Raw genomic sequence first — 18,908 nt, 5'->3', positions numbered from 1 at the left:
TGATGTTAGAGATATAAACCTACTTATACTAAAAGTCGATTCCTAACGTAAAATTAGTCCGCCGTGGTATACCCCTGCTTTGGTGAATTAGGCTTATGAGGAAACGCCATTTTTAGCAACCCTTCTGAAATCATAGGCTTCAAGTAATTTTGTCGTAAGCTCTGAGGCTTACGATCTAATATCATTTCCAAAACAGAAACAGAGATGTAATGTTCTTGGCAGAGGCCAGAAATCAGTGACTTCATCGTAACTGTATCTAATCGACGCTGTTCTCTTGCAGGAGCAGCTAAAGCGTTAAGTTCTTGTCGAAATGATTTGCTTAGCACATCAAGGCTATCGACAAATGGTTTGTCAATTAAAGAACTGATAAACCTGCCTTTATCATCTCTAGTTTCGTTCGAATCAATAGCATTACTGTTGTTATGCGTTAAGTTACCAATGCTATGCGTTAAGCTTCTGGCGTTATGCGTTAAGTTATTTATAGGAGTTAACGCATTAGAGAAAACTTCCTCTGGGGATGGCAACTCCATTCCTGGTAAGCTGTATGACTTATCTCTTTTCTTTCCACTTGCGACAAGAAAGCCCTTATCGACTAGTCTAGGTAAAGCCAGCGTAACATCACGAGAATGCTTGCTGGTTAGCTGACAAGCTCGTTCGTGGTTTACCCAGCCTTCAATTGCTGCGGTTACAACAATCATCTGCTCAAGTTCGTTGAGTGAATAAAAGGTGGTGTTGCCAAACTTAACCGCTAACAACTGAGTTACTTCTTCTGGAATAAGGCTTGCGGTCGATAACTCTAAGAGAGTTTGCTCTGACGGTTCATATTTTTCGTACAACTTCGGGGTTCGCCACTTTGCCCATTCCCATCCACTATATATTTTGGGAATTCCTGAACCAGCACGCTCTCCCGCACCAATCATCAGAAACATTTGATGCATCCTGCGGTTTCTACAATCGCTTTCACCACCTTTTACTGCTATTTCTGGGGGGACACGCATCAACCCTGGGTTGCGAAAACCAAATAAATCAGGTCGCTTTACGATAAGGATGGAGCTTCGTCCTGTGTAATCTGCATGAACAAGCGTATTCACTAATGCTTCACGAATAGCTTCGTGGGCTTTTGAATCATCCAAGCGAATACCATTTTGAAGTTCAAATGGTACTTTTAAGTCCGTGACCAATTTCCGGTATGTACGACGATAGAAATCAAACACGTTTCCAGACCAAGATCCATCGGGGTACAGGCGGTCCACCCAACGCTCAACACTGGCTTCATCTCGTTCGCGATAGTCAACAAAATAATTCGGAACAGCGTCTTGAATGGCATCCCAAGTACCAAACATCAATACTCCAGCTAACGTTATACCTTCAACGTTCGTCTGACGATCTTTTCTCCATCCACCTAGCTTTTTAAACAGTTCAAAAAGGTCTAATTCCAGCCAAGGATGTTGCGGTTTAGCAACTGAAAATAAGTTCTTGTATGCTTTGAGGCTGTCCATGTCGATATCAGAGAAGTCAAAACCAGTGAGAATTTTATCATCTCGGCTATCTTCTACCTGCTCTGCCATCATACGCTTAACCTGTTCTTCACTACAGCGGTGATCACCTTCGTGTAGACGAGTGTAAGTCTCCTTCATAGGCTGATTTTTCAGATAAATAGGCTTTTGGTCACGACGAGCTGTTGGAATTTCTATAACTAGTAGTGATTTTCCTTCAATGTTCACCGTTTGAACACTATCATTTGTCAGTAAGTTTATGTTTACTTTGGTATTATTCCCTGCGATATCAAACAATTGTTTGTGAACAATCTCTATATCTTCAATCCCAGCTAATGTCAGTTGTCCTTTTTTCTCACGCACACCGAGAACAACATAGCCACCACGAGAATTGGCCATTGCGCTGTAAGTTGGCCAAAAATCATCAGGTAATTTACCTTTACCATCTTGTCCTTGAGCCAATTTAAATTCCAACTCCGCTGACTCTGATAAGGCTTGAAGGTCGACTAAATCCTGTATTTGAAACATATCTATCGCTTACCACCCGACTTTTTAGTTAATAAACATACTTATTAGCTTCAGTTATTGATCAACTCAAAGTTCTTGCTTAATTAGCAACAGTCTTCATTCAAACCTTAGCTTTTCTTATTCTACTAATGGGTTTAACTGCTACAAATAAAAACAAAGCCACTGATAGTATGGAATATAACCTACAGTATCTTTCGTGCTATCACCAAGCGTATTTCTGCTAAGGTCTAAAAGTCGAACTTTGATAGAGCGAAGGTGAGTTTTTTATTCATTGGCAATGAGTTAGCTGGAGTTTGGTCAATGGAATATTATGCAACATCCACTATAGCGGATAAAGGTTGAAGTGGGTAATCAATGGATAGCTTATGCCATCAGATATTTAGATATATGGCGGGAGTGCTTTCGTCGTTTTTCAAGGTGATCACAATGGGTGGCTTAGAAAGAATGACTCAGTTGGGGGAATTCTGAGATAGAGTGCCACTGATATGGTTTTCGATGGCATGAAGCCATCGAATAGCCTATCGGAATAGTTCTTTTAAAAGAAACGGACGGGTGTTATAGCGGTGAACAGACTCGAAGGGCGGCACTGACTTGCAGTGCCTGCCGTCCAACTAATTAATTTACCCAATCGCCAGTTTGGTTTCTGCGTAGCGCAGTTTCTTGGTCCTTGGGCTGGCGAGGAAGTAGGCGAGTACGAGTGGGCCTAGGCGACCCATGAACATTATAAAAATGATGATGACTTGGCCTAGAATCGTTAAGTTGCCTGTCAGACCTCGGGACAAACCGACTGTGCCCAGTGCCGATACGGCCTCAAAGACGATATCAATTAACGGTGCGTTTTCACTTAATACCAGTGCGAAGATGGCTAGCCAAGTGACGCCAATGGAGATCATGGTTAGCGCCAAGGCTTTGCTGACAGTGTCTTTGGGGATCTCGCGCTTAAATACATAAATGGCTTCATCGCGGCGTAAGTAGCCATAAGTAGCCAAGATGAGCACCATAAAAGTGACCACCTTAATACCGCTGGCGGTACTTAGTGAGCCGCCGCCAATAAACATCAATACCAGCATGAGTAGCGTTGTACCATCTTCGAGTTGGTCTATGGCTAGCGTATTAAAGCCTGCGGTGCGCGGTGTCACGGCTTGAAACCATGAGGCTAACCATTTACCGAGTTCGCTTAAGGGCGCCAAGGTATTGGGGTTGTTGTACTCAATAAAGTAAATCGCAATTACGGCGACGGCGTTGATAATTATAGTGCCTGTGATCATCATGCGGCTGTAAACGCTGAGTTTTGACCAACGTTTGTTCCTACGAAGATCTATCCACACCGAGAATCCAAGGCCACCTATGATGAGCAGGCCCGTGATGGTGAGATTTATGACAGGATCGGCAACATAGGGCATTAGGCTGTCGGCACTGAGGGCAAAACCTGCGTTGTTAAAAGCGCTGATGGTGTAGAAAAAACCGTGGAATAAGCTGGTTTGCCAGCCGAGTTCCTGACTCCAGTACACGGAAAGAATGGCCATGCCTACGGCTTCAACCAATAAGGAAAACACTAACACTGATTTTGCCGTTGACACTAGAGTAGATGTATCTGTTTGATTAAAAGCCTCTTTTGCGACTGTTTGGTGTAAAAAACCAATTCTGCCGCCAATGGCGATCAAGGTGACAATGGCAAAGGTCATCAGCCCAAGTCCACCGCATTGAATTAACAGCGCTATGACGATTTGCCCAAAGGGCGTAAAAACAGTGCCAGTATCGACAACAACCAGCCCTGTAACTGTTACTGCCGAGGTGGCCGTGAACAGACTTTGTAGCCACGTAATAGACGATTCGGTTGCTATGGGCAGTTTGAGTAAGCAAGTGCCTAAGATGATCAACAATGCAAAGCTCACGCTTAGGATGAAGGGCGGTGCGCCTAACAGCTTTTTAGTCGACTTGGGTTTATGCTCAATCGCCATGATGGAGGGATGCCATTGAACCAAGTTACACCAACCTTGGCGCTAGGTATTTGAGCTCAGTACGGCTACCGCAGAGCAGTAAGGCGTCATTCGTTTGCAGGATAAATTGACTATCAATTTTGCTGAAAACCGTCAGATCCCGCTTAACCATAATGGCGGCGACTTTGCCTTTAGGATTGCGTATCACATTGCTTTTTGCATCATCTTTAACATCATCCTGTGCAGCGCCTAGGAGTTGGCTGACAGTAGTTTGATCAAGGTGAGGCTTGATATGGATTTCGACTACATAGAGACCATCACCAATCGGCAGGAAATTGTTCACCATAGGATAGTTGAGTGACTGGGCGACACGTATGCCCATTTCTTCCTCTGGATGTATGATGCGGGCGACGCCGAGTTTAGAGACGATAGTGTGATGGGCTTTAGTGCTGGCCTTGACCCAAATGACTTCTACGCCTAGATTCTTGAGCGCCAAGGTGCACAGCAAACTTGATTGCATATCTTCGCCAATTGCGACCAGTACGGCTTCACTGTTTGCGAGGTCTAGCTCATGTAGTGCGGCTTCGTCGGAACAATCACAAATAACCGCTTCGGTTAAGTCTTCTACGTATTTTTCCACCATTTTAGGGTCACTATCCACGCCAGTGACCGTGTGGCCTAAGTGGATCAATTCTAGGCTAGCGGCGACACCAAATCGCCCTAAGCCAATAACGGTAAAATGTGCCATTAAAATATCCTTTTCTAATTTATAACAGATGCTTATCTATTGTTTGTTAAGCGATAACCTAGGCCCGCTTCTGTCTTAATGAGCTGCTGCTCGCTGCTGTCATTGAGTTTTTTACGTAACTGACTGACTAAGATCCGCAGATAATGACTGTCTTCTTGATGGGTTTTACCCCAAATATCCCGTAGTAACTCAGTTTGTTTAACGAGCTGACCAGGGTGAGACATTAAGGTCTCCATCAGGGCAAACTCCTTTTTGGTTAAGGCGATTTCTTGCTGATCGAGCCAAAGCTGGTGGGTACTTTTTTGCAACTTAAGTGCGCCAAACTGCAGTAAATCACTTAGTGGCGGTTCATCGACTAAGTCGCGGACTAAAACCTTGATGCGCGCGATTAACTCCCTGATCCCAAATGGCTTGCTGAGATAGTCATTGGCGCCTGCTTCCAAAAGACGAATTTTTTCTTCCTCTTGATCGCGGGCGGTTAAGATAAGCACCGGCACTTTGTCACTCTGACGTAGGGTTTGCAGCAAGCTGATGCCATCACCATCGGGTAGACCAAGATCGAGCACTAACACGTGTGGCTGCTGCGCATGATATTGCGCTAGGGCTGACGCAATCGAGGCGGCGCCATGATATTCGAATCCTTCCGCTTCTAACGATATCCGCATAAAAGTGTGGATTTGCGCTTCGTCATCGACGACCAGCACCTTATAAGCCATTTATTCCTCTCCCTTTTTTATCGGCAATGCGATACGAATAAGGCTGCCATGAGCGACAGGTTCGGCACTGATCTGGCCACCATGGGCGGTAATTATGCCCTTAGCAACAGCAAGCCCAAGGCCCGAGCCACTATCAGTTGAGGGATGCTGACGATAAAAGAGTTCAAAAATTGCCTGCGCCTGAGCGGGTTCTATGCCAAGACCCTCATCTTGGATATCTAACAATAATGTATCGCCCTGCTGATACGTTTTTACTATGACTTGCTTATCAGAAGGCGAATAGCGCAGCGCATTATCCAATACATTAAAAATAGCTTGCTCAATCAATGAGCTGCATATCATCAGTGACGGTAGATCGGCGTCACTCTTGATGATAATGCGCGGCTGCGTGGCTGGAAAACGGGCAATAGCTTGGTGCAATACATTCATTATGGCGTCTTCACTCAAGCTAAACTTGAGTGCGCCGTGTTGTAACTTAGTGGCCTGTAATAGGTTTTCGATATATTGGTGCAGGCGATGGCTTTCGGCGGCCGCGCTATCAATCAACTCATCCTTTTGGTCTGGGCTGAGCTTAGGCATGTATTCCTTTAGGGTGGTGAGCGTGCCAATGATAGTGGCGAGTGGGGTGCGTAAATCGTGGGAAACCGACAGCAAAATACTGTTGCGTAACTGAGCTTGTTCGAGAGCATCTTGCTGACGTCGATAGTGTTCGGCTAATTTGCTGGTGGTGAGGGCGACAAGCAGAAACACACTGAGATTGAGAATGTCCTCAAGATTAAACATCTGGAGTGAATAACGTGGTGTGGTAAATAGAAAATTAAAGCTGGTCGCCTCAAATACTGCTGCAAAATAAGCCAAGTTGGCGTTGCATTGTAGGGCTACGGCCACTACGGCCAATTGTAAAATCAGCAGTACGGTGATAGTCGAGTTTGAAAAGTGATCGATAAAGGCGCTGCTGAAAATGGCCGTCACTAGCACTATGAAGGTAAATAAAGTCGGGTGCGAACGCCAGTATTGTGTCATGGGAGCCGCTATGGATGAAGTCATGAATAGAAAGACGCATATAAAGAAAGTGCCTGTACTTTAGCAAAGGCATTTTAAGATAGCGCGTAAAAATGCCGTAAAATTTGTAACCTTGTGAGTGGCTTAGCTTGCACTTAGCTTAGGCAAATCGAGCTTGTTCACATCACACTTTGGCTAAATGATAAGGCTTACCGCATACACTCATGTTGTAAGCCTTAACCCTGGCGCAGGCCATTACGTATGATGCCAAAGCGCTTATCCAGCCGCTAACCCTGAATTATTTACCTGCCCGTCATTGAGTTAAGCATCACCAAGGTATTGGTGGGGGCACTAAGCGTTTGCCACTATAGCCAGTAACGGCGGCGAAGCGGGGATCTTCGGCTTCCCAATCTGCCTGTGCTTTGACTATTTCATCTTTGCTATGGCCAACAAAGTTCCACCAAATGCTGACAGGATCAGCCAATGGCGCGCCGCCAATCAGTAGTATGCGACAACCCGCTTCGAGTTTTATGGTGATGGTTTCGCGTAGCATGCCAAGGTAGGCGAGGTGGTTATTATCGAAACTTTCATCCTCGATTTGGAAGCGGCCTTCCAGTGGCATGAGGGCATATTCGAAACTAGGGTCGAGATTCAGAGTGAGTTCAGCGTCATGGGCGGCAAACAGATCTATGGCAACGATAGGTGAGAAGTGTAATGTGGGCGCCTGTTTATGATGCCAACTGCCAATCAGTAGGGTAAATTCGACGTCTGACTCGTGCCAAGTCGGCAGCTCGGGATAGTGATCGAATCTCGGAGTGGTATCTTTGTGTTCCAGTGGTAAGGCAATCCATAGTTGGGCTGCGTGCATAGTGTGATGGCCCGCTATTGACTCTTCGGTGTGGGCTATGCCGTGTCCGGCTGTCATCAGGTTAACTTGTTTTGGGCGGATCACTTGGGCACTGCCTAGGCTGTCCCTGTGCATGATTTCGCCTTCGAGCATCCAAGTAAAGGTTTGCAACCCAATGTGTGGATGTTGGCCGACGTTTAACTGCGGGCCGTCGGTGATTGGGCCAATATGGTCGAGAAAGCACCAAGGGCCGATAAGGCGGCGCTCTTTTTGTGGAATAGCCCGTGCGACAGGTATGCCGCCGACATCACTGATTTTGGGGGCAATTCGTTGAGCTTGAATGCGGCCATTTTCAATAGGACATTCCTTAGGGCCACCATAAAACTGTGCTTGTAGTTCACTCATGTTCGCTCCTTATTCCATTACTAGGGCATGCTCAGTTCAGTTTGGCTCGGTTCAGTGCTGCTAAGTGTGAACCTAGAATCTCGCATGGGGGTGATCTCATCTTGCATTCGAGTCGAAGGTTTTAGCTTCGGGTATTCCAGTCGATTTTGCAAATTGTGGCAGTGACCTGATAGAGGGCAACTGCACTTTTTGGTGGTTAACTTAACGTGTTTTAGGATCTTCAAATTGCCCTTCGATAGTCTTTGATAGCCTAATTCGAGTACGAATGTGTGACTGAGCCCGCGTGAATGGGACTTTTATCTGTCCTTTACTTTAGCAAGCCTGTATTTATGTGGGCATTAGCGTTTGATGTTTTACCCGAGCCTAAATACGAGTGTTTGACAAGTTTGGGGCTCGGTGATTTTTATCATCCATGTCTTACGTTGGATCTGCAAAATCGAGTCTATCTTTTATGGGAGCTTGTGTTGGCGGCAAAGCCTGTCTTCACCCTAATCCATTCAGCGTACAGGCTTAACACTCATAAATATATCATTGGTAAATATAACGTTGGGCTGTGATTCAGCGTGATAGATCAAGGAGAAAGCGTGCTCGAAAATCAAATGATGTTACTGGCGGTATTTGAACGGGCGGCCTTGATGCTGATGACCTTGTTCTTTTTAACTCGCACTCGACCGTTTCAGCGTTTATTCCAAAAGCGTAATCATACCCCCGCAGAGTTGGTTTCTGTGGCGGCGATATTTTGCTTATTTGCGGTATTTAGTACTTATACCGGCATTGAAGTTGAAGGCGCGTTGGTCAACGTGCGTATTATCGCGATTATTTCTGGCGGGATTCTATTTGGCCCTTGGGTTGGTATTCCTGCGGGCGTGCTGTCGGGGCTGCATCGATATCTTATTGATATGGATGGTGATACTTCTATCCCGTGTTTAATCGCTAGCATTATTGCCGGCCTTATGGCGACGTGGATTTACTACAAATGCCCCAAATCTAAGTTGTGGATTTATGGCATTGCGGCGGGCATGTTGTGCGAAACACTGACCATGTTGTTGATTTGGTTGCTGACAGAGCCACACGAGGTGGGCGTTGAGATTGTGAGTCATATTGCCTATCCCATGATTGCGGGCACTGTGTGTATCGGACTGATTATCAAGCTAGTGCAAGACCTCGACGATGAGAAAGAGTTAATTGCCGCTAAGCAGGCTAAGCTCGCGCTGGATATTGCCAATAAAACCTTACCCTTTTTCCGCAAGATTGATCGCCATGCCTTAGAGCAAGTTTGCGCTGTGATCCGCAATGAAATCCATGCCGATGCTGTGGCGATTACCGATACTCGCGATGTATTAGCTTATATGGGCGTTGGCAAAGATTACTACGAGGTCGATGGTCATCAAGCGATTAGCGAAATGACTCAAAGGGCGATAGAGCAAGATCAAAACATTATTAACAATGACTTACGCCAATATCATTTATCGGATTTTCATTCGGTCATCATAATCCCGCTGCGCGAAAACGGCACTGTGAGTGGCACGCTGAAGATTTACTATCGCAATACCTATCGTATCACTAGCTCGTTGCGGGAGATGGCTGTGGGTTTGTCGCAGCTGATTTCGACCCAGATGGAAGTGTCGCGTATCGAGCAACTGCAAGAGATGACCCGCAAGGCCGAATTCACTGCGCTGCAGAGCAAGATTAACCCGCATTTTCTGTTTAATGCCCTCAATGCGATTTCTTCTTTGATCCGTATTCGGCCACAGCAGGCGCGACAGTTGATTGCTAATCTGGCCGATTATCTGCGCTATAACTTGGCTAAAGGCGATGAGCTGATTGATATCCAAGAAGAAGTGAAGCAAGTCCGTGATTATGTAGCGATCGAGCAGGCGCGCTTTGGCGACAAGCTTGAAGTGATCTTCGATGTCGACGATGTGCATTTTTGTGTACCTTGCCTCTTGTTACAGCCGCTGGTGGAAAACGCGATTTTGCACGGCATTCAACCGCGTAGTGCACCGGGCAGAGTGACGATAGAAGTGAAAAAACTCGATGCAGGCATTCGCGTCGCCGTGCGCGATACTGGCTATGGGATCCGCCAAGAGGTGATTGATGGTGTAGCTGCTGGCCGTGTAGAAAGCAGCAGTATCGGGCTGATGAATGTGCACCAGAGAGTGAAGTTATTGTACGGCGAAGGTTTGCAGCTTAAACGGCTCGAACCGGGGACTGAAGTCAGTTTTTACTTACCGGAAAATGAGGAGCAAGTATGTTAAAAGCCATCATAGTTGAAGATGAATATCTTGCCCGTGAGGAGCTAGAGTATTTAGTGAAGAGCCACAGTGAGATAGACATAGTGGCTAGCTTCGAGGATGGCTTAGAGGCCTTTAAATATTTGCAGGATCACGAGGTCGATGTGGTGTTTTTGGATATCCAAATACCGTCCATCGATGGCCTTTTGTTGGCGAAGAATCTGCATAAATCGACCCATCCTCCCCATGTGGTGTTTGTTACTGCCTATAAAGAATTTGCAGTAGAAGCGTTTGAGCTCGAAGCCTTCGATTATATTCTCAAGCCCTACAATGAACCGCGGATTATCAGCTTATTGCAGAAGATTGAACAGGTGGGGCGGCAAGCACCAAAGCCGCAGCATGAGGCCGCGAGTAACACCAGTCGAACCGTGAATTTAGTCAAAGGTGAGCGGATTATCGTCACGCCCTGTGAGCAAATTTATTATGCCGAGGCCGATGAAAAACTCACTTATGTGTACACCCGCACCGACCGTTATGTGATGCAGATGACCATCAGCGAGTTTGTGAGTCGTTTGCCCGCCGAGGGCTTTTTCCGCTGTCACCGTTCCTATTGCGTCAATATCAACAAGATCCGCGAAATCGTGCCTTGGTTCAACAGTACTTACCTGATTAGGTTGCATGATTTGTCGTTCGAGGTGCCCGTTAGCCGTAGTAATATTAAGGCTTTTCGACAGCTGATGAGGCTGTAATTGTCATTCATTCCTGCAGATCTGTATTTCATGCCTTAATTGATCGGCGCGAATCGCATCTCTCTTATAGTGGACTCAATTCCTGATCCCCTAAAGCGAGATGCATCATGACTAAAGAGATGAACCGTACTCGGTACTTGACCTTAGTTGGTACTATTATCACCCAGTTCGCACTCGGCTCAGTCTACACTTGGAGCCTGTTTAATGCGCAGTTGGCCGTTAAGCTCGACGAACCCGTCAGCCAAGTGGCATTTGTGTTTGGTTTGCTGAGTTTGTCTTTGGCCGTGGCATCTTCCATGGCGGGCAAATTACAGGAACGCTTTGGCGTACGTAATGTCACCTTAGGCGCAGGCCTGTTACTCGGCGTTGGCTTCTTACTCACTGCCCAAGCCAGTAACTTGATGATGCTTTACCTGTGCGCAGGGATTTTAGTGGGCTTTGCCGATGGCACTGGCTACTTGATGACCTTGTCTAACTGCGTGAAGTGGTTCCCCGAACGCAAAGGGCTGATTTCGGCGTTAGCGATTGGCGCTTATGGTCTAGGTAGCCTCGGATTTAAATACATTAACGTGCTGTTACTCGAAAACACTGGCCTTGAAACCACCTTCCAACTGTGGGGCCTTATCGCCATGGCGTTGGTCTTGTGTGGCGGTATGTTGATGAAAGATGCGCCTGCACAATCAGCCGCAAGTCAGCAGGCCGAAAGCCGCGACTTCACCCTCGCTGAAGCCATGCGTAAGCCGCAATACTGGATGCTGGCGCTGATGTTCCTGTCGGCCTGTATGAGTGGTTTGTATGTGATTGGTGTGGCTAAAGATATCGGTGAGAAGATGGTCGACTTGCCTGTACTGGTCGCCGCCAATGCTGTTGCTGTGATTGCTATGGCGAACCTCAGTGGTCGTTTAGTGCTGGGTATTCTGTCGGACAAAATCCCCCGCATTCGGGTTATTTCACTGGCGCAGATCATCACTTTAGTCGGTATGGTGTTACTGTTGTTCATTCCTTTGAATGCTAACCTGTTCTTCGTTGCGGTTGCCTGCGTTGCCTTTAGTTTTGGCGGTACTATCACTGTTTATCCATCATTGGTGAGCGACTTCTTCGGCCTGAATAACCTGACTAAAAACTATGGCGTTATCTACTTAGGTTTCGGTATCGGCAGTATTATCGGTTCGATTGTCGCCTCGTTATTTGGTGGGTTTATTGCAACCTTTAACGTGATTTTAGTGCTACTGGTGGTGGCGTTAGTCATGTCATTAACCATTCGTATGCCAGAGCCCAAAACCCCTGCGTCAGCTAAGAAAGCGACTAAGAGTACGCCTCGCTTAGTGAATATGACGGCCGAATCTGCATAGGCGTAAGCTAAGCTTTTCCTCTTTAGCTAAAAGCTAACATAAAAAATCCGCAGCCAAATGGCTGCGGATTTTTTACTTTTTATCCCGTGTTTTATGGGCGAGGTTGTTATTCATTTAAGGCTCGCTGACTTATCTATGTGATTGCACTTTTGATGTTAGCTCTGTGCTGCCTCTTTTTTATCACACCAACAACAGGTAACTTGATAACCTTAAAGCGTTATTCAGGATGTGTTGATGTTAACGGACCCTCTTTTTTGGTTGGTGGCGATACCCGCAGTATTGATTACTGGGATTTCTAAATCCGGTTTTGCGGGTGGCGTGGGCGGGTTAACTGTCCCGCTATTGGCGCTGGCAATTAGCCCTGCTACAGCGGCGGCAGTCATGTTACCACTGCTGATTTATATGGATTTTTTAAGTGTACGTTCCTGGTGGGGGCAACATAATCCGCGTCATTTATGGATACTATTACCCGCGGCGGTTGTGGGAATTTTTATCGCTTATCTGTTGTTCGATCGATTAAACGAAGATTACTTACGGGTGATTCTAGGCTGTGTGTCCTTAGGTTTTGGTTTGTATGGTTTGATCCTTGGGGATAAAACTCAAGCATTACCTTCACCTTTGGTTGGGCGCTTGTGTGGCTTAACCGCCGGATTTACGAGCTTTGTTGCCCATGCGGGCGGGCCGCCACTCAACGCTTATTTGTTGCCATTGCGTTTAGCTAAGACGGAGTTTTTAGCCACTGCCGTGGTGTTTTTTGCGGTGGTGAATCTGGTTAAACTTGTTCCTTACAGTTTGCTTGGGCAGATTAACCAAGAGAATATGATCGTTTCTCTGTTATTGGTGCCGCTTGCATGGTTAGGGGTAAAGTTAGGTTTGTTCATTCAAGATAAAATTGACGATAGGTTATTTAAACGCATCATCTTGATTTTAATGGTGCTGGTGGGTGTGCGTTTATTGTGGACGGCGTTATAGTTTTAAGCTTTAGGTTATATTAGTCTGCTAGAGTGCGCGGGTGTTGGGGCGTTTTGATCCCCAGCCGCCCTGAATTTACCTGATAAAAACTCAAAATTACGTTACTGTGAAATCTGCCTGCAATGAGTTTGAAGCTATGAAACGATTACTGAGAGTTATCTTAGCCTTAGGCCTTGGCGCTTGTGCTAGCGCGCCAGAACCTAAGCCTGTGGTAAAGCAAGTTGAACCCGCCACGGTTTGGAATGATAGCAATATCTCCGAACTGCATTCTGAGTGGCGCGGTGTGCCCTATCGTTTAGGCGGTGGCACTAAGCGGGGCATAGATTGCTCGGCCTTTGTGTCTGTCGCCTACCAGAAGATGTTGGGTATGACCTTACCGCGCACAGTCGAAGAGCAACAAGCCTTAGGTAAACCCGTGCCGAGAAATCAACTGCGCAAGGGTGACTTGGTATTTTTCAAGACGGGCTGGAGCACACACCATGTCGGCATTTATGTAGGAGGCGATAATTTTCTACATGTTTCCACTAGCCAAGGGGTGAAGATTTCGAGCCTGCATAACAGTTATTGGGCGTCTAAGTATTGGAATGCACGGCGAATTTAGCCCTTTGACCGTTTTTATCTTTTGAATGGCTCAACTTGCAGTGAGAATGCCTGAGCCAATCTCCCTTTATGGCATGTTTTTATCGGCCCAATGCTGCTTTGGCTTTGGGGAAGGCGTTTGTCATCAATGAACAATTTTTAAATTCCGAGTGTCTAAACGGTGTTGCGCGAACCCCATCACGTTTTAGTCGCCCCCTTTTCCGAGCATTTATGCTATTTTAGCTGCGGCTTAAGGTCGAAGCTGTAGCGGCTTCTTCCATGCTTGATGTCGACAATTTTCACTTCGGCATGTTTCATTTCAACATCATTGGGGATTTCCTATGAGCAAAGCAAAAATCGGTATTGTGACGGTCAGCGATCGCGCCAGCGCGGGAATTTATGAAGATATCTCAGGCAAGGCGATTATCGACACGCTCAACGACTATCTCACCAGCGAGTGGGAGCCGATTTATCAAGTGATCCCCGATGAGCAGGATGTGATTGAAGCGACGCTGATCAAAATGGCCGACGAGCAGGATTGCTGTTTGATTGTCACTACGGGCGGCACTGGCCCAGCGAAACGCGATGTCACCCCAGAAGCGACAGAAGCCGTCTGCGATCGCATGATGCCAGGCTTCGGTGAGTTGATGCGCGCCGAGTCATTAAAATTTGTGCCTACCGCCATTTTGTCTCGTCAAACCGCAGGGTTACGTGGCGATTCATTGATTGTGAATTTACCCGGCAAACCAAAATCGATTCGCGAATGTTTAGATGCCGTGTTCCCCGCTATCCCTTACTGTATCGACTTGATGGAAGGCCCGTATTTAGAGTGCAATGAGTCGGTTATCAAACCATTCAGGCCTAAGGCTAAGTAATCTTGCTATCGAGCCTGTAAAAAAATAAAGCCACTGAAAATCCAGTGGCTTTGTTGTTTGAGGAGCTTAGGGTTCATAACTGATTAATCTGCTGCTTTAGCTCGTACTCTGGCTCTGTCACTATTTTTTCAAGTATTTGTACTCGCTCGATTAGTGTTTGGTTTTGTAGGCTGAGTTGAGTCACTTTATCCTCAAGGTGCCTATCGTCTGCGGTACCCACTCCAAGTTGGCGCGCCTTTAAATAGTGCTTAAACATCTCAGTAGCGCTGAGGCCAATAATGAAGCTGACCATAATCACCATTAAGATATATTCTTTTTCCATAATAACCTCCAGTTTTGATTGAGATTTTTAATTTTGGAACGAGAGATAACCCGTTCCCAAGTTTATCGAGAAGAGCACCTTACAAACCGAAGATCACTTTCTCACTCTTGAGCGACCTTTCCATGCCAAAGGCGAGCAATATCGCAATGGCGAGTGTGCCTAAGGTCGAAACCAGTAACTGCAACATGGGCAAGTCTTTACCTTTGATAAAGTCCATTAATGCTTGTTGCTGACCCGAGACGGGCAACCACTGCAGCATATCTGGCGCTATGTTGTAACTGGCGGCCATCGACAGAGCTAAGGGCACAAACAGCACCATAGTCAGATAGGACTGAGCTTCCTTAAAGGTTTTCGCCATAAAAGACACAAACAGTTGCAGACAAGCGGCCATTAACGCGACGGGGATGCCGACCACTAACATCAGTGCCATAAATTCCGTGGTGATGTTGACGCTAAAGCCGAGTTCTTGCCAAGGCACAAAGGTGTAAGCGATTTTAGACACCAGCAAAATCAGCACTAAACCGAGCAAAGCGAACAGACTCACGGCGATGATTTTCGACAGCACTAATTGGCGAGTGGTCAGCGGATGGCTCAGTAGCAGGGCCAAGGAGTTACGTTCGCGCTCACCGGCACTGGTGTCGATAGCTAGGTTCATCCCCGAGATAAATACCGAGTAAATCATAGTGAAAATGGCGATACCTAAGATCATTCCACCCTTAGAGTCCGTGGTGGCTTTGTCTTGCACATTCACTTTAAGCGGCTGTACCACGCGCGGGTCGATACCGCGGGCAATTAAACGTAAACTGCCCATTTCTGCGCTGTAGGCCTGCAGTTGTTTCTCGAGTCTACGAATCGAGTTCTGCAGTTTCTCCTCAGAGTTATCGGCCACGATAGTGATCTCAGCGCTTTTGCCTTGGTTCATTTGCGCGGCATAGTCGGTGCTGATGATCAGTTCTATTGCTTTAAGGTCTTTGGCGTCAGAGCCATCGGCTGCGCCTTGAGTGATGCCTTTATTCGATAAAAATCTTACTAAATCCGGTGCTTTATCGGGATTTTTAATGGTGATTTTCAAATCATCGGGGCTGGTTAATTGGCCAATTAACACCATAAATAGGCCGCACATGATCAACGGTGTGCCTATGGCGTAGTACAGACCCGCCATCACAGAGCGCTTATCGCGGGCGGCATCGATGAGTTCTTTACGAACCATAGCCATTATTTTATTCATGCTGTCATTCCCTTATCCATGATCTTATCTATCTGAGCTTGTACATCATTGATGCTGCCTGCATTCTTGTTAGTTTGAGTCATCATGCCGCTATCCCTTCATCCGTGCCGATCAGTTGAATAAAGGCTTCTTCGAGCGAGTCTTTACCCGTTTGGGTGCACAGTTCGGTGGGGCTGCCAATGGCGACGACTCTGCCTTGGGCCATGACGATCACTTGGTCACACAGTGCGGCGACTTCCTGCATCACATGGCTCGAGAACAGCACGCAATGTCCTTGATTTTTAAGGTCGATAAGAATGTCACGCAGCAGGCGAGTGCTCATCACATCCAGCCCACGTGTCGGCTCGTCGAGGATAATATTGCTCGGGCTGTGGACGATTGCCTGTGCGAGGGCGGTTTTCATTCTTTGTCCTTGGGAGAAGCCTTTGCAGCGGCGATCACTAATGTCTTCGAGGCGCAATTTCGCAATCACTTGGCTGGTGGCCTCTTTGGCCTCCTTGGATGATAAGCCGCTCAGCTCGGCAAAATAGCGAATGTATTCCCGTGGTGTTAAGCGTTCATACAGACCAAAAGGGTCGGGGAATAGCCCGAGTTGCTGCTTAGCGCCAATAGGGTCGATGGCGACATCTATGCCTTCGATTTCAGCCTTGCCGTTATCGGGTTTCAGCAGGCCAAAGATAGTGCGTAAACATGTCGTTTTACCTGCCCCGTTCGGGCCGAGTAATCCTGTGATTTGGCCGTTTTGTGCGACGAAACTTAAGTCATTCAGCGCCTGCACGTCACCGATGCGCTTGGAAAGATGGGATACTTTAATCATGGCTTATTCCTTAGCTCCAGTGCTGGCGTGATCATCTGTTGTCGTGGTTTTTGTGCTGGTCGCATTAAGCGGTTCTACCGAGCTGGCATTTAAATAAAAGCTGCGGCGCACATCTTTGTTCAAACATTCGCCGTCGAGATCGTTGACTGAGCCCGAGCGAACGAGATCGGCAATCAGGTTATTGGCGCAGGATTGATAGGCCACACCGTGGGTCGCATAAGGAGCGACAAAGTGCTTGGCATTGGTGAGTTTTTCCATGGCTAACTCGCCCCAGCTTGGTGGGGTGGCGGGGTCGATTTCGCCGGATAACAACAAGGTCGGAATGTTACTGTTAATGGGCTCGCTAAAGCTGTTATCGACCGAAGGCACTTTCCATATTGAACAAGTCGCCTCTAAGCCTTCGAGCATGGTTCTGCCCATAAAGGATTTTTTGGCCTGCTCGCGCATGGTCGGGGTAATGCGGTGCATATCTTCGCCACAGACCACTGATGCGTGCATGCCCATCGCCATGCCAGCATTGTCGATAGTGAGGGCATATAGGCCGAGTATGGGTTGGAAGTTGTTTTTCGATGCTTGATGAATCGCATGGGGCAAGAGGGCGCGCACATTGGCTTGATACAGCGCCATGCGGATCGAACCAGAGAATTTACCGCGCGTCATGGTCAACATGGTTTTTTCGCCCGTGACGGGATCGTAAACGTTTTCCATCACAGGGCCTGTGGCGAGCTTAGCGTCGACTCGCTCAAAGTCCGCTTTTAACTGGGGAAATTGACTGTTACAGGCGGCAGTTGCTTGGCAATCCTTAAACAATAAGTCGAAGCCACGATCAATTGCCGAGCCAATTTCCAATACGCTTTGCTGCATGGGCACTATGCCGTCTAAGGTCACTGTGGCTAAGTGCTCTGGATATAAACGCATGTAAAGTTGCGCCATGCGAGTGCCGTAGGAGATGCCGTAAATATGCAGTTTTTTATAGCCTAAGTGCGCACGTACGGCTTCGAAGTCTTTAATCGCATTGAGGCTGCCATATTGAGTCACGTCGGCATCAATTTTGGCTAAGCATTTGTGCGTTTCGGCTAAGGTATCGACATTATCGTCATCGAAGGACAGTGGAGATTGGGCACCTTCATCGCAGGCCAGCACATTCGAACGGCCTGTGCCCCTTTGATCGATCAGTAAAATATCCCGCTGTTGGCGGACTTTGCTCAGCATGGCATCGAAACCTGCCGCATTCTCTATGGCCGATTGTCCTGGGCCGCCGGCAATCGCCAGCAAGGCTTCTTCATGGTTGGCATTTTTCACCGCAGGCAAAACAACGTAATGCACTTGGATCTGTTTGCCATCGGGTTTGTTAGGGTTTTCTGGCACAGTCACAAAACCGCAGTTTAGGCGATCGGATACGCCTTCCACATAACAAGTGTCGGTCTTATTCGCGATATCTGCCGTCGCTTGTGTCTCTTGGCTTTTCACATCACTCGCCCACGTCGCTGTACTTGCCATTGCCAGTATGAGGGCGCTCATTCTCAAAGTACGCGTGCGCCATGTGGCACTAGTCGCACCATGGCGTGGCTGAGTTGGCACAAGGCGTTGAACTGTGTTGCTTAACTTCCTGTGTGTCATGCTATCTATCATGCGCGCTTTCCTTTTTGCATTTCAGGACGAGTGTGTTAATTTAAATACCAGTGTATCGGTGTATCAATGTATTAATACAGTGTGTAAAGGCTAATGTTAGAACTTTTAAATGTCAACCCCAGCAGTGGTGAACCCATTTACAAACAATTACACGAACAAGTCGTGCGTTTAATTGTGGGCGGTCAACTGCAAGTGGAAGACGTATTACCCTCAGTGCGACAGATTGCCGAGCATTTAGCGGTAAATCCCATGACAGTTTCCCGCGCTATTCAACAGTTGGTTGACCAAGGTTGGCTCGAACGCCGCCGTGGCCAAGCGACAAAAGTTGCGTTGCGAACTGAGGCTATGGCATCGGGTATTAGCCTGCTCGAACCCCAGCTCGATGCCCTGCTGTCGCAGGCAAAGCAGTTAGGTGTCAGCTTGCCCGAGTTGCTGCAACTGCTAAATGAGCGCTGGCAAGATTAGA

General features: G+C 47.2%; 17 protein-coding genes. 7 read left to right on the top strand and 10 right to left on the bottom strand.

Annotated elements, in window-relative coordinates:
• Positions 1-53: 53 nt before the first annotated feature.
• The 6 genes from L5L98_RS15850 to L5L98_RS15825 all read right to left on the bottom strand — a co-directional run bounded on the left by L5L98_RS15850 (position 54) and on the right by L5L98_RS15825 (position 7,682).
• The gene (locus L5L98_RS15850; protein ID WP_263142292.1) at positions 54-2,024 is read right to left on the bottom strand and encodes an RNA-binding domain-containing protein; all 1,971 of its coding nucleotides are present in this window, start codon (positions 2,022-2,024) and stop codon (positions 54-56) included.
• Positions 2,025-2,644: 620 nt separating this feature from the next.
• On the bottom strand, positions 2,645-4,009 hold the full coding sequence (locus L5L98_RS15845; RefSeq protein ID WP_263142291.1) for a TrkH family potassium uptake protein: 1,365 nt from the start codon (positions 4,007-4,009) through the stop codon (positions 2,645-2,647).
• Position 4,010: 1 nt separating this feature from the next.
• Positions 4,011-4,712: a potassium channel family protein gene (locus L5L98_RS15840; RefSeq protein ID WP_263142290.1), complete on the bottom strand. Its 702-nt coding sequence runs from the start codon at positions 4,710-4,712 to the stop codon at positions 4,011-4,013.
• 32 nt (positions 4,713-4,744) lie between these two features.
• A complete protein-coding gene (locus L5L98_RS15835) occupies positions 4,745-5,428 on the bottom strand; it encodes a response regulator transcription factor (RefSeq protein ID WP_131524531.1) in 684 nt (227 codons plus the stop codon).
• Positions 5,429-6,475, bottom strand: coding sequence for a PAS domain-containing sensor histidine kinase (locus L5L98_RS15830; protein WP_263142289.1), 1,047 nt, complete (start codon positions 6,473-6,475; stop codon positions 5,429-5,431).
• Between the two features lie 283 nt (positions 6,476-6,758).
• A complete protein-coding gene (locus L5L98_RS15825) occupies positions 6,759-7,682 on the bottom strand; it encodes a pirin family protein (RefSeq protein ID WP_263142288.1) in 924 nt (307 codons plus the stop codon).
• A gap of 584 nt (positions 7,683-8,266) precedes the next feature.
• Here L5L98_RS15825 and L5L98_RS15820 point away from each other — a divergent pair.
• The 6 genes from L5L98_RS15820 (at position 8,267) to mog (ending at position 14,443) form a co-directional block, all read left to right on the top strand.
• Positions 8,267-9,940: a sensor histidine kinase gene (locus L5L98_RS15820; RefSeq protein WP_317633964.1), complete on the top strand. Its 1,674-nt coding sequence runs from the start codon at positions 8,267-8,269 to the stop codon at positions 9,938-9,940.
• Entirely contained in the window at positions 9,934-10,665 is a 732-nt protein-coding gene (locus L5L98_RS15815; protein WP_105250908.1) for a LytR/AlgR family response regulator transcription factor, read from the top strand. Before L5L98_RS15820 ends, L5L98_RS15815 begins: the two co-directional genes overlap by 7 nt.
• Before the next feature lie 107 nt (positions 10,666-10,772).
• Positions 10,773-12,017 carry an MFS transporter gene (locus tag L5L98_RS15810; RefSeq protein ID WP_173497262.1) on the top strand — a complete coding sequence of 415 codons (1,245 nt, stop codon included), beginning with the start codon at positions 10,773-10,775 and terminating at the stop codon, positions 12,015-12,017.
• A gap of 234 nt (positions 12,018-12,251) precedes the next feature.
• Positions 12,252-12,989 carry a sulfite exporter TauE/SafE family protein gene (locus tag L5L98_RS15805; RefSeq protein WP_263142286.1) on the top strand — a complete coding sequence of 246 codons (738 nt, stop codon included), beginning with the start codon at positions 12,252-12,254 and terminating at the stop codon, positions 12,987-12,989.
• A 136-nt stretch (positions 12,990-13,125) separates the two neighbouring features.
• The gene (locus L5L98_RS15800; RefSeq protein WP_263142285.1) at positions 13,126-13,590 is read left to right on the top strand and encodes an NlpC/P60 family protein; all 465 of its coding nucleotides are present in this window, start codon (positions 13,126-13,128) and stop codon (positions 13,588-13,590) included.
• A 319-nt stretch (positions 13,591-13,909) separates the two neighbouring features.
• On the top strand, positions 13,910-14,443 hold the full coding sequence (gene mog / locus L5L98_RS15795) for a molybdopterin adenylyltransferase (RefSeq protein ID WP_106648670.1): 534 nt from the start codon (positions 13,910-13,912) through the stop codon (positions 14,441-14,443).
• A gap of 73 nt (positions 14,444-14,516) precedes the next feature.
• Here the strand turns inward: mog and L5L98_RS15790 are convergent, their stop codons facing one another.
• From L5L98_RS15790 to L5L98_RS15775, 4 genes are all read right to left on the bottom strand, one after another.
• The gene (locus tag L5L98_RS15790; protein ID WP_263142283.1) at positions 14,517-14,765 is read right to left on the bottom strand and encodes a hypothetical protein; all 249 of its coding nucleotides are present in this window, start codon (positions 14,763-14,765) and stop codon (positions 14,517-14,519) included.
• 79 nt (positions 14,766-14,844) lie between these two features.
• Positions 14,845-15,993, bottom strand: coding sequence for an ABC transporter permease (locus L5L98_RS15785; protein ID WP_263142281.1), 1,149 nt, complete (start codon positions 15,991-15,993; stop codon positions 14,845-14,847).
• Between the two features lie 82 nt (positions 15,994-16,075).
• Positions 16,076-16,810 (bottom strand): ATP-binding cassette domain-containing protein, encoded by a 735-nt coding sequence (locus L5L98_RS15780; protein ID WP_105250922.1) that lies wholly within the window; start codon positions 16,808-16,810, stop codon positions 16,076-16,078.
• Between the two features lie 3 nt (positions 16,811-16,813).
• The gene (locus tag L5L98_RS15775) at positions 16,814-18,442 is read right to left on the bottom strand and encodes an alpha/beta hydrolase (protein WP_263142278.1); all 1,629 of its coding nucleotides are present in this window, start codon (positions 18,440-18,442) and stop codon (positions 16,814-16,816) included.
• 93 nt (positions 18,443-18,535) lie between these two features.
• Between L5L98_RS15775 and L5L98_RS15770 the strand changes: the two genes are divergently transcribed.
• Positions 18,536-18,907 (top strand): GntR family transcriptional regulator, encoded by a 372-nt coding sequence (locus L5L98_RS15770; protein WP_263142267.1) that lies wholly within the window; start codon positions 18,536-18,538, stop codon positions 18,905-18,907.
• Position 18,908: the final 1 nt, after the last annotated feature.

The sequence above is a fragment of the Shewanella sp. SM23 genome, assembly GCF_025654295.1.
In the GTDB taxonomy this organism is placed as follows: Bacteria; Pseudomonadota; Gammaproteobacteria; order Enterobacterales; family Shewanellaceae; genus Shewanella; species Shewanella oncorhynchi.
The sequence above is the reverse complement of the archived record's forward strand: the minus strand, read 5'-3'. Positions and strand labels throughout refer to the sequence as shown.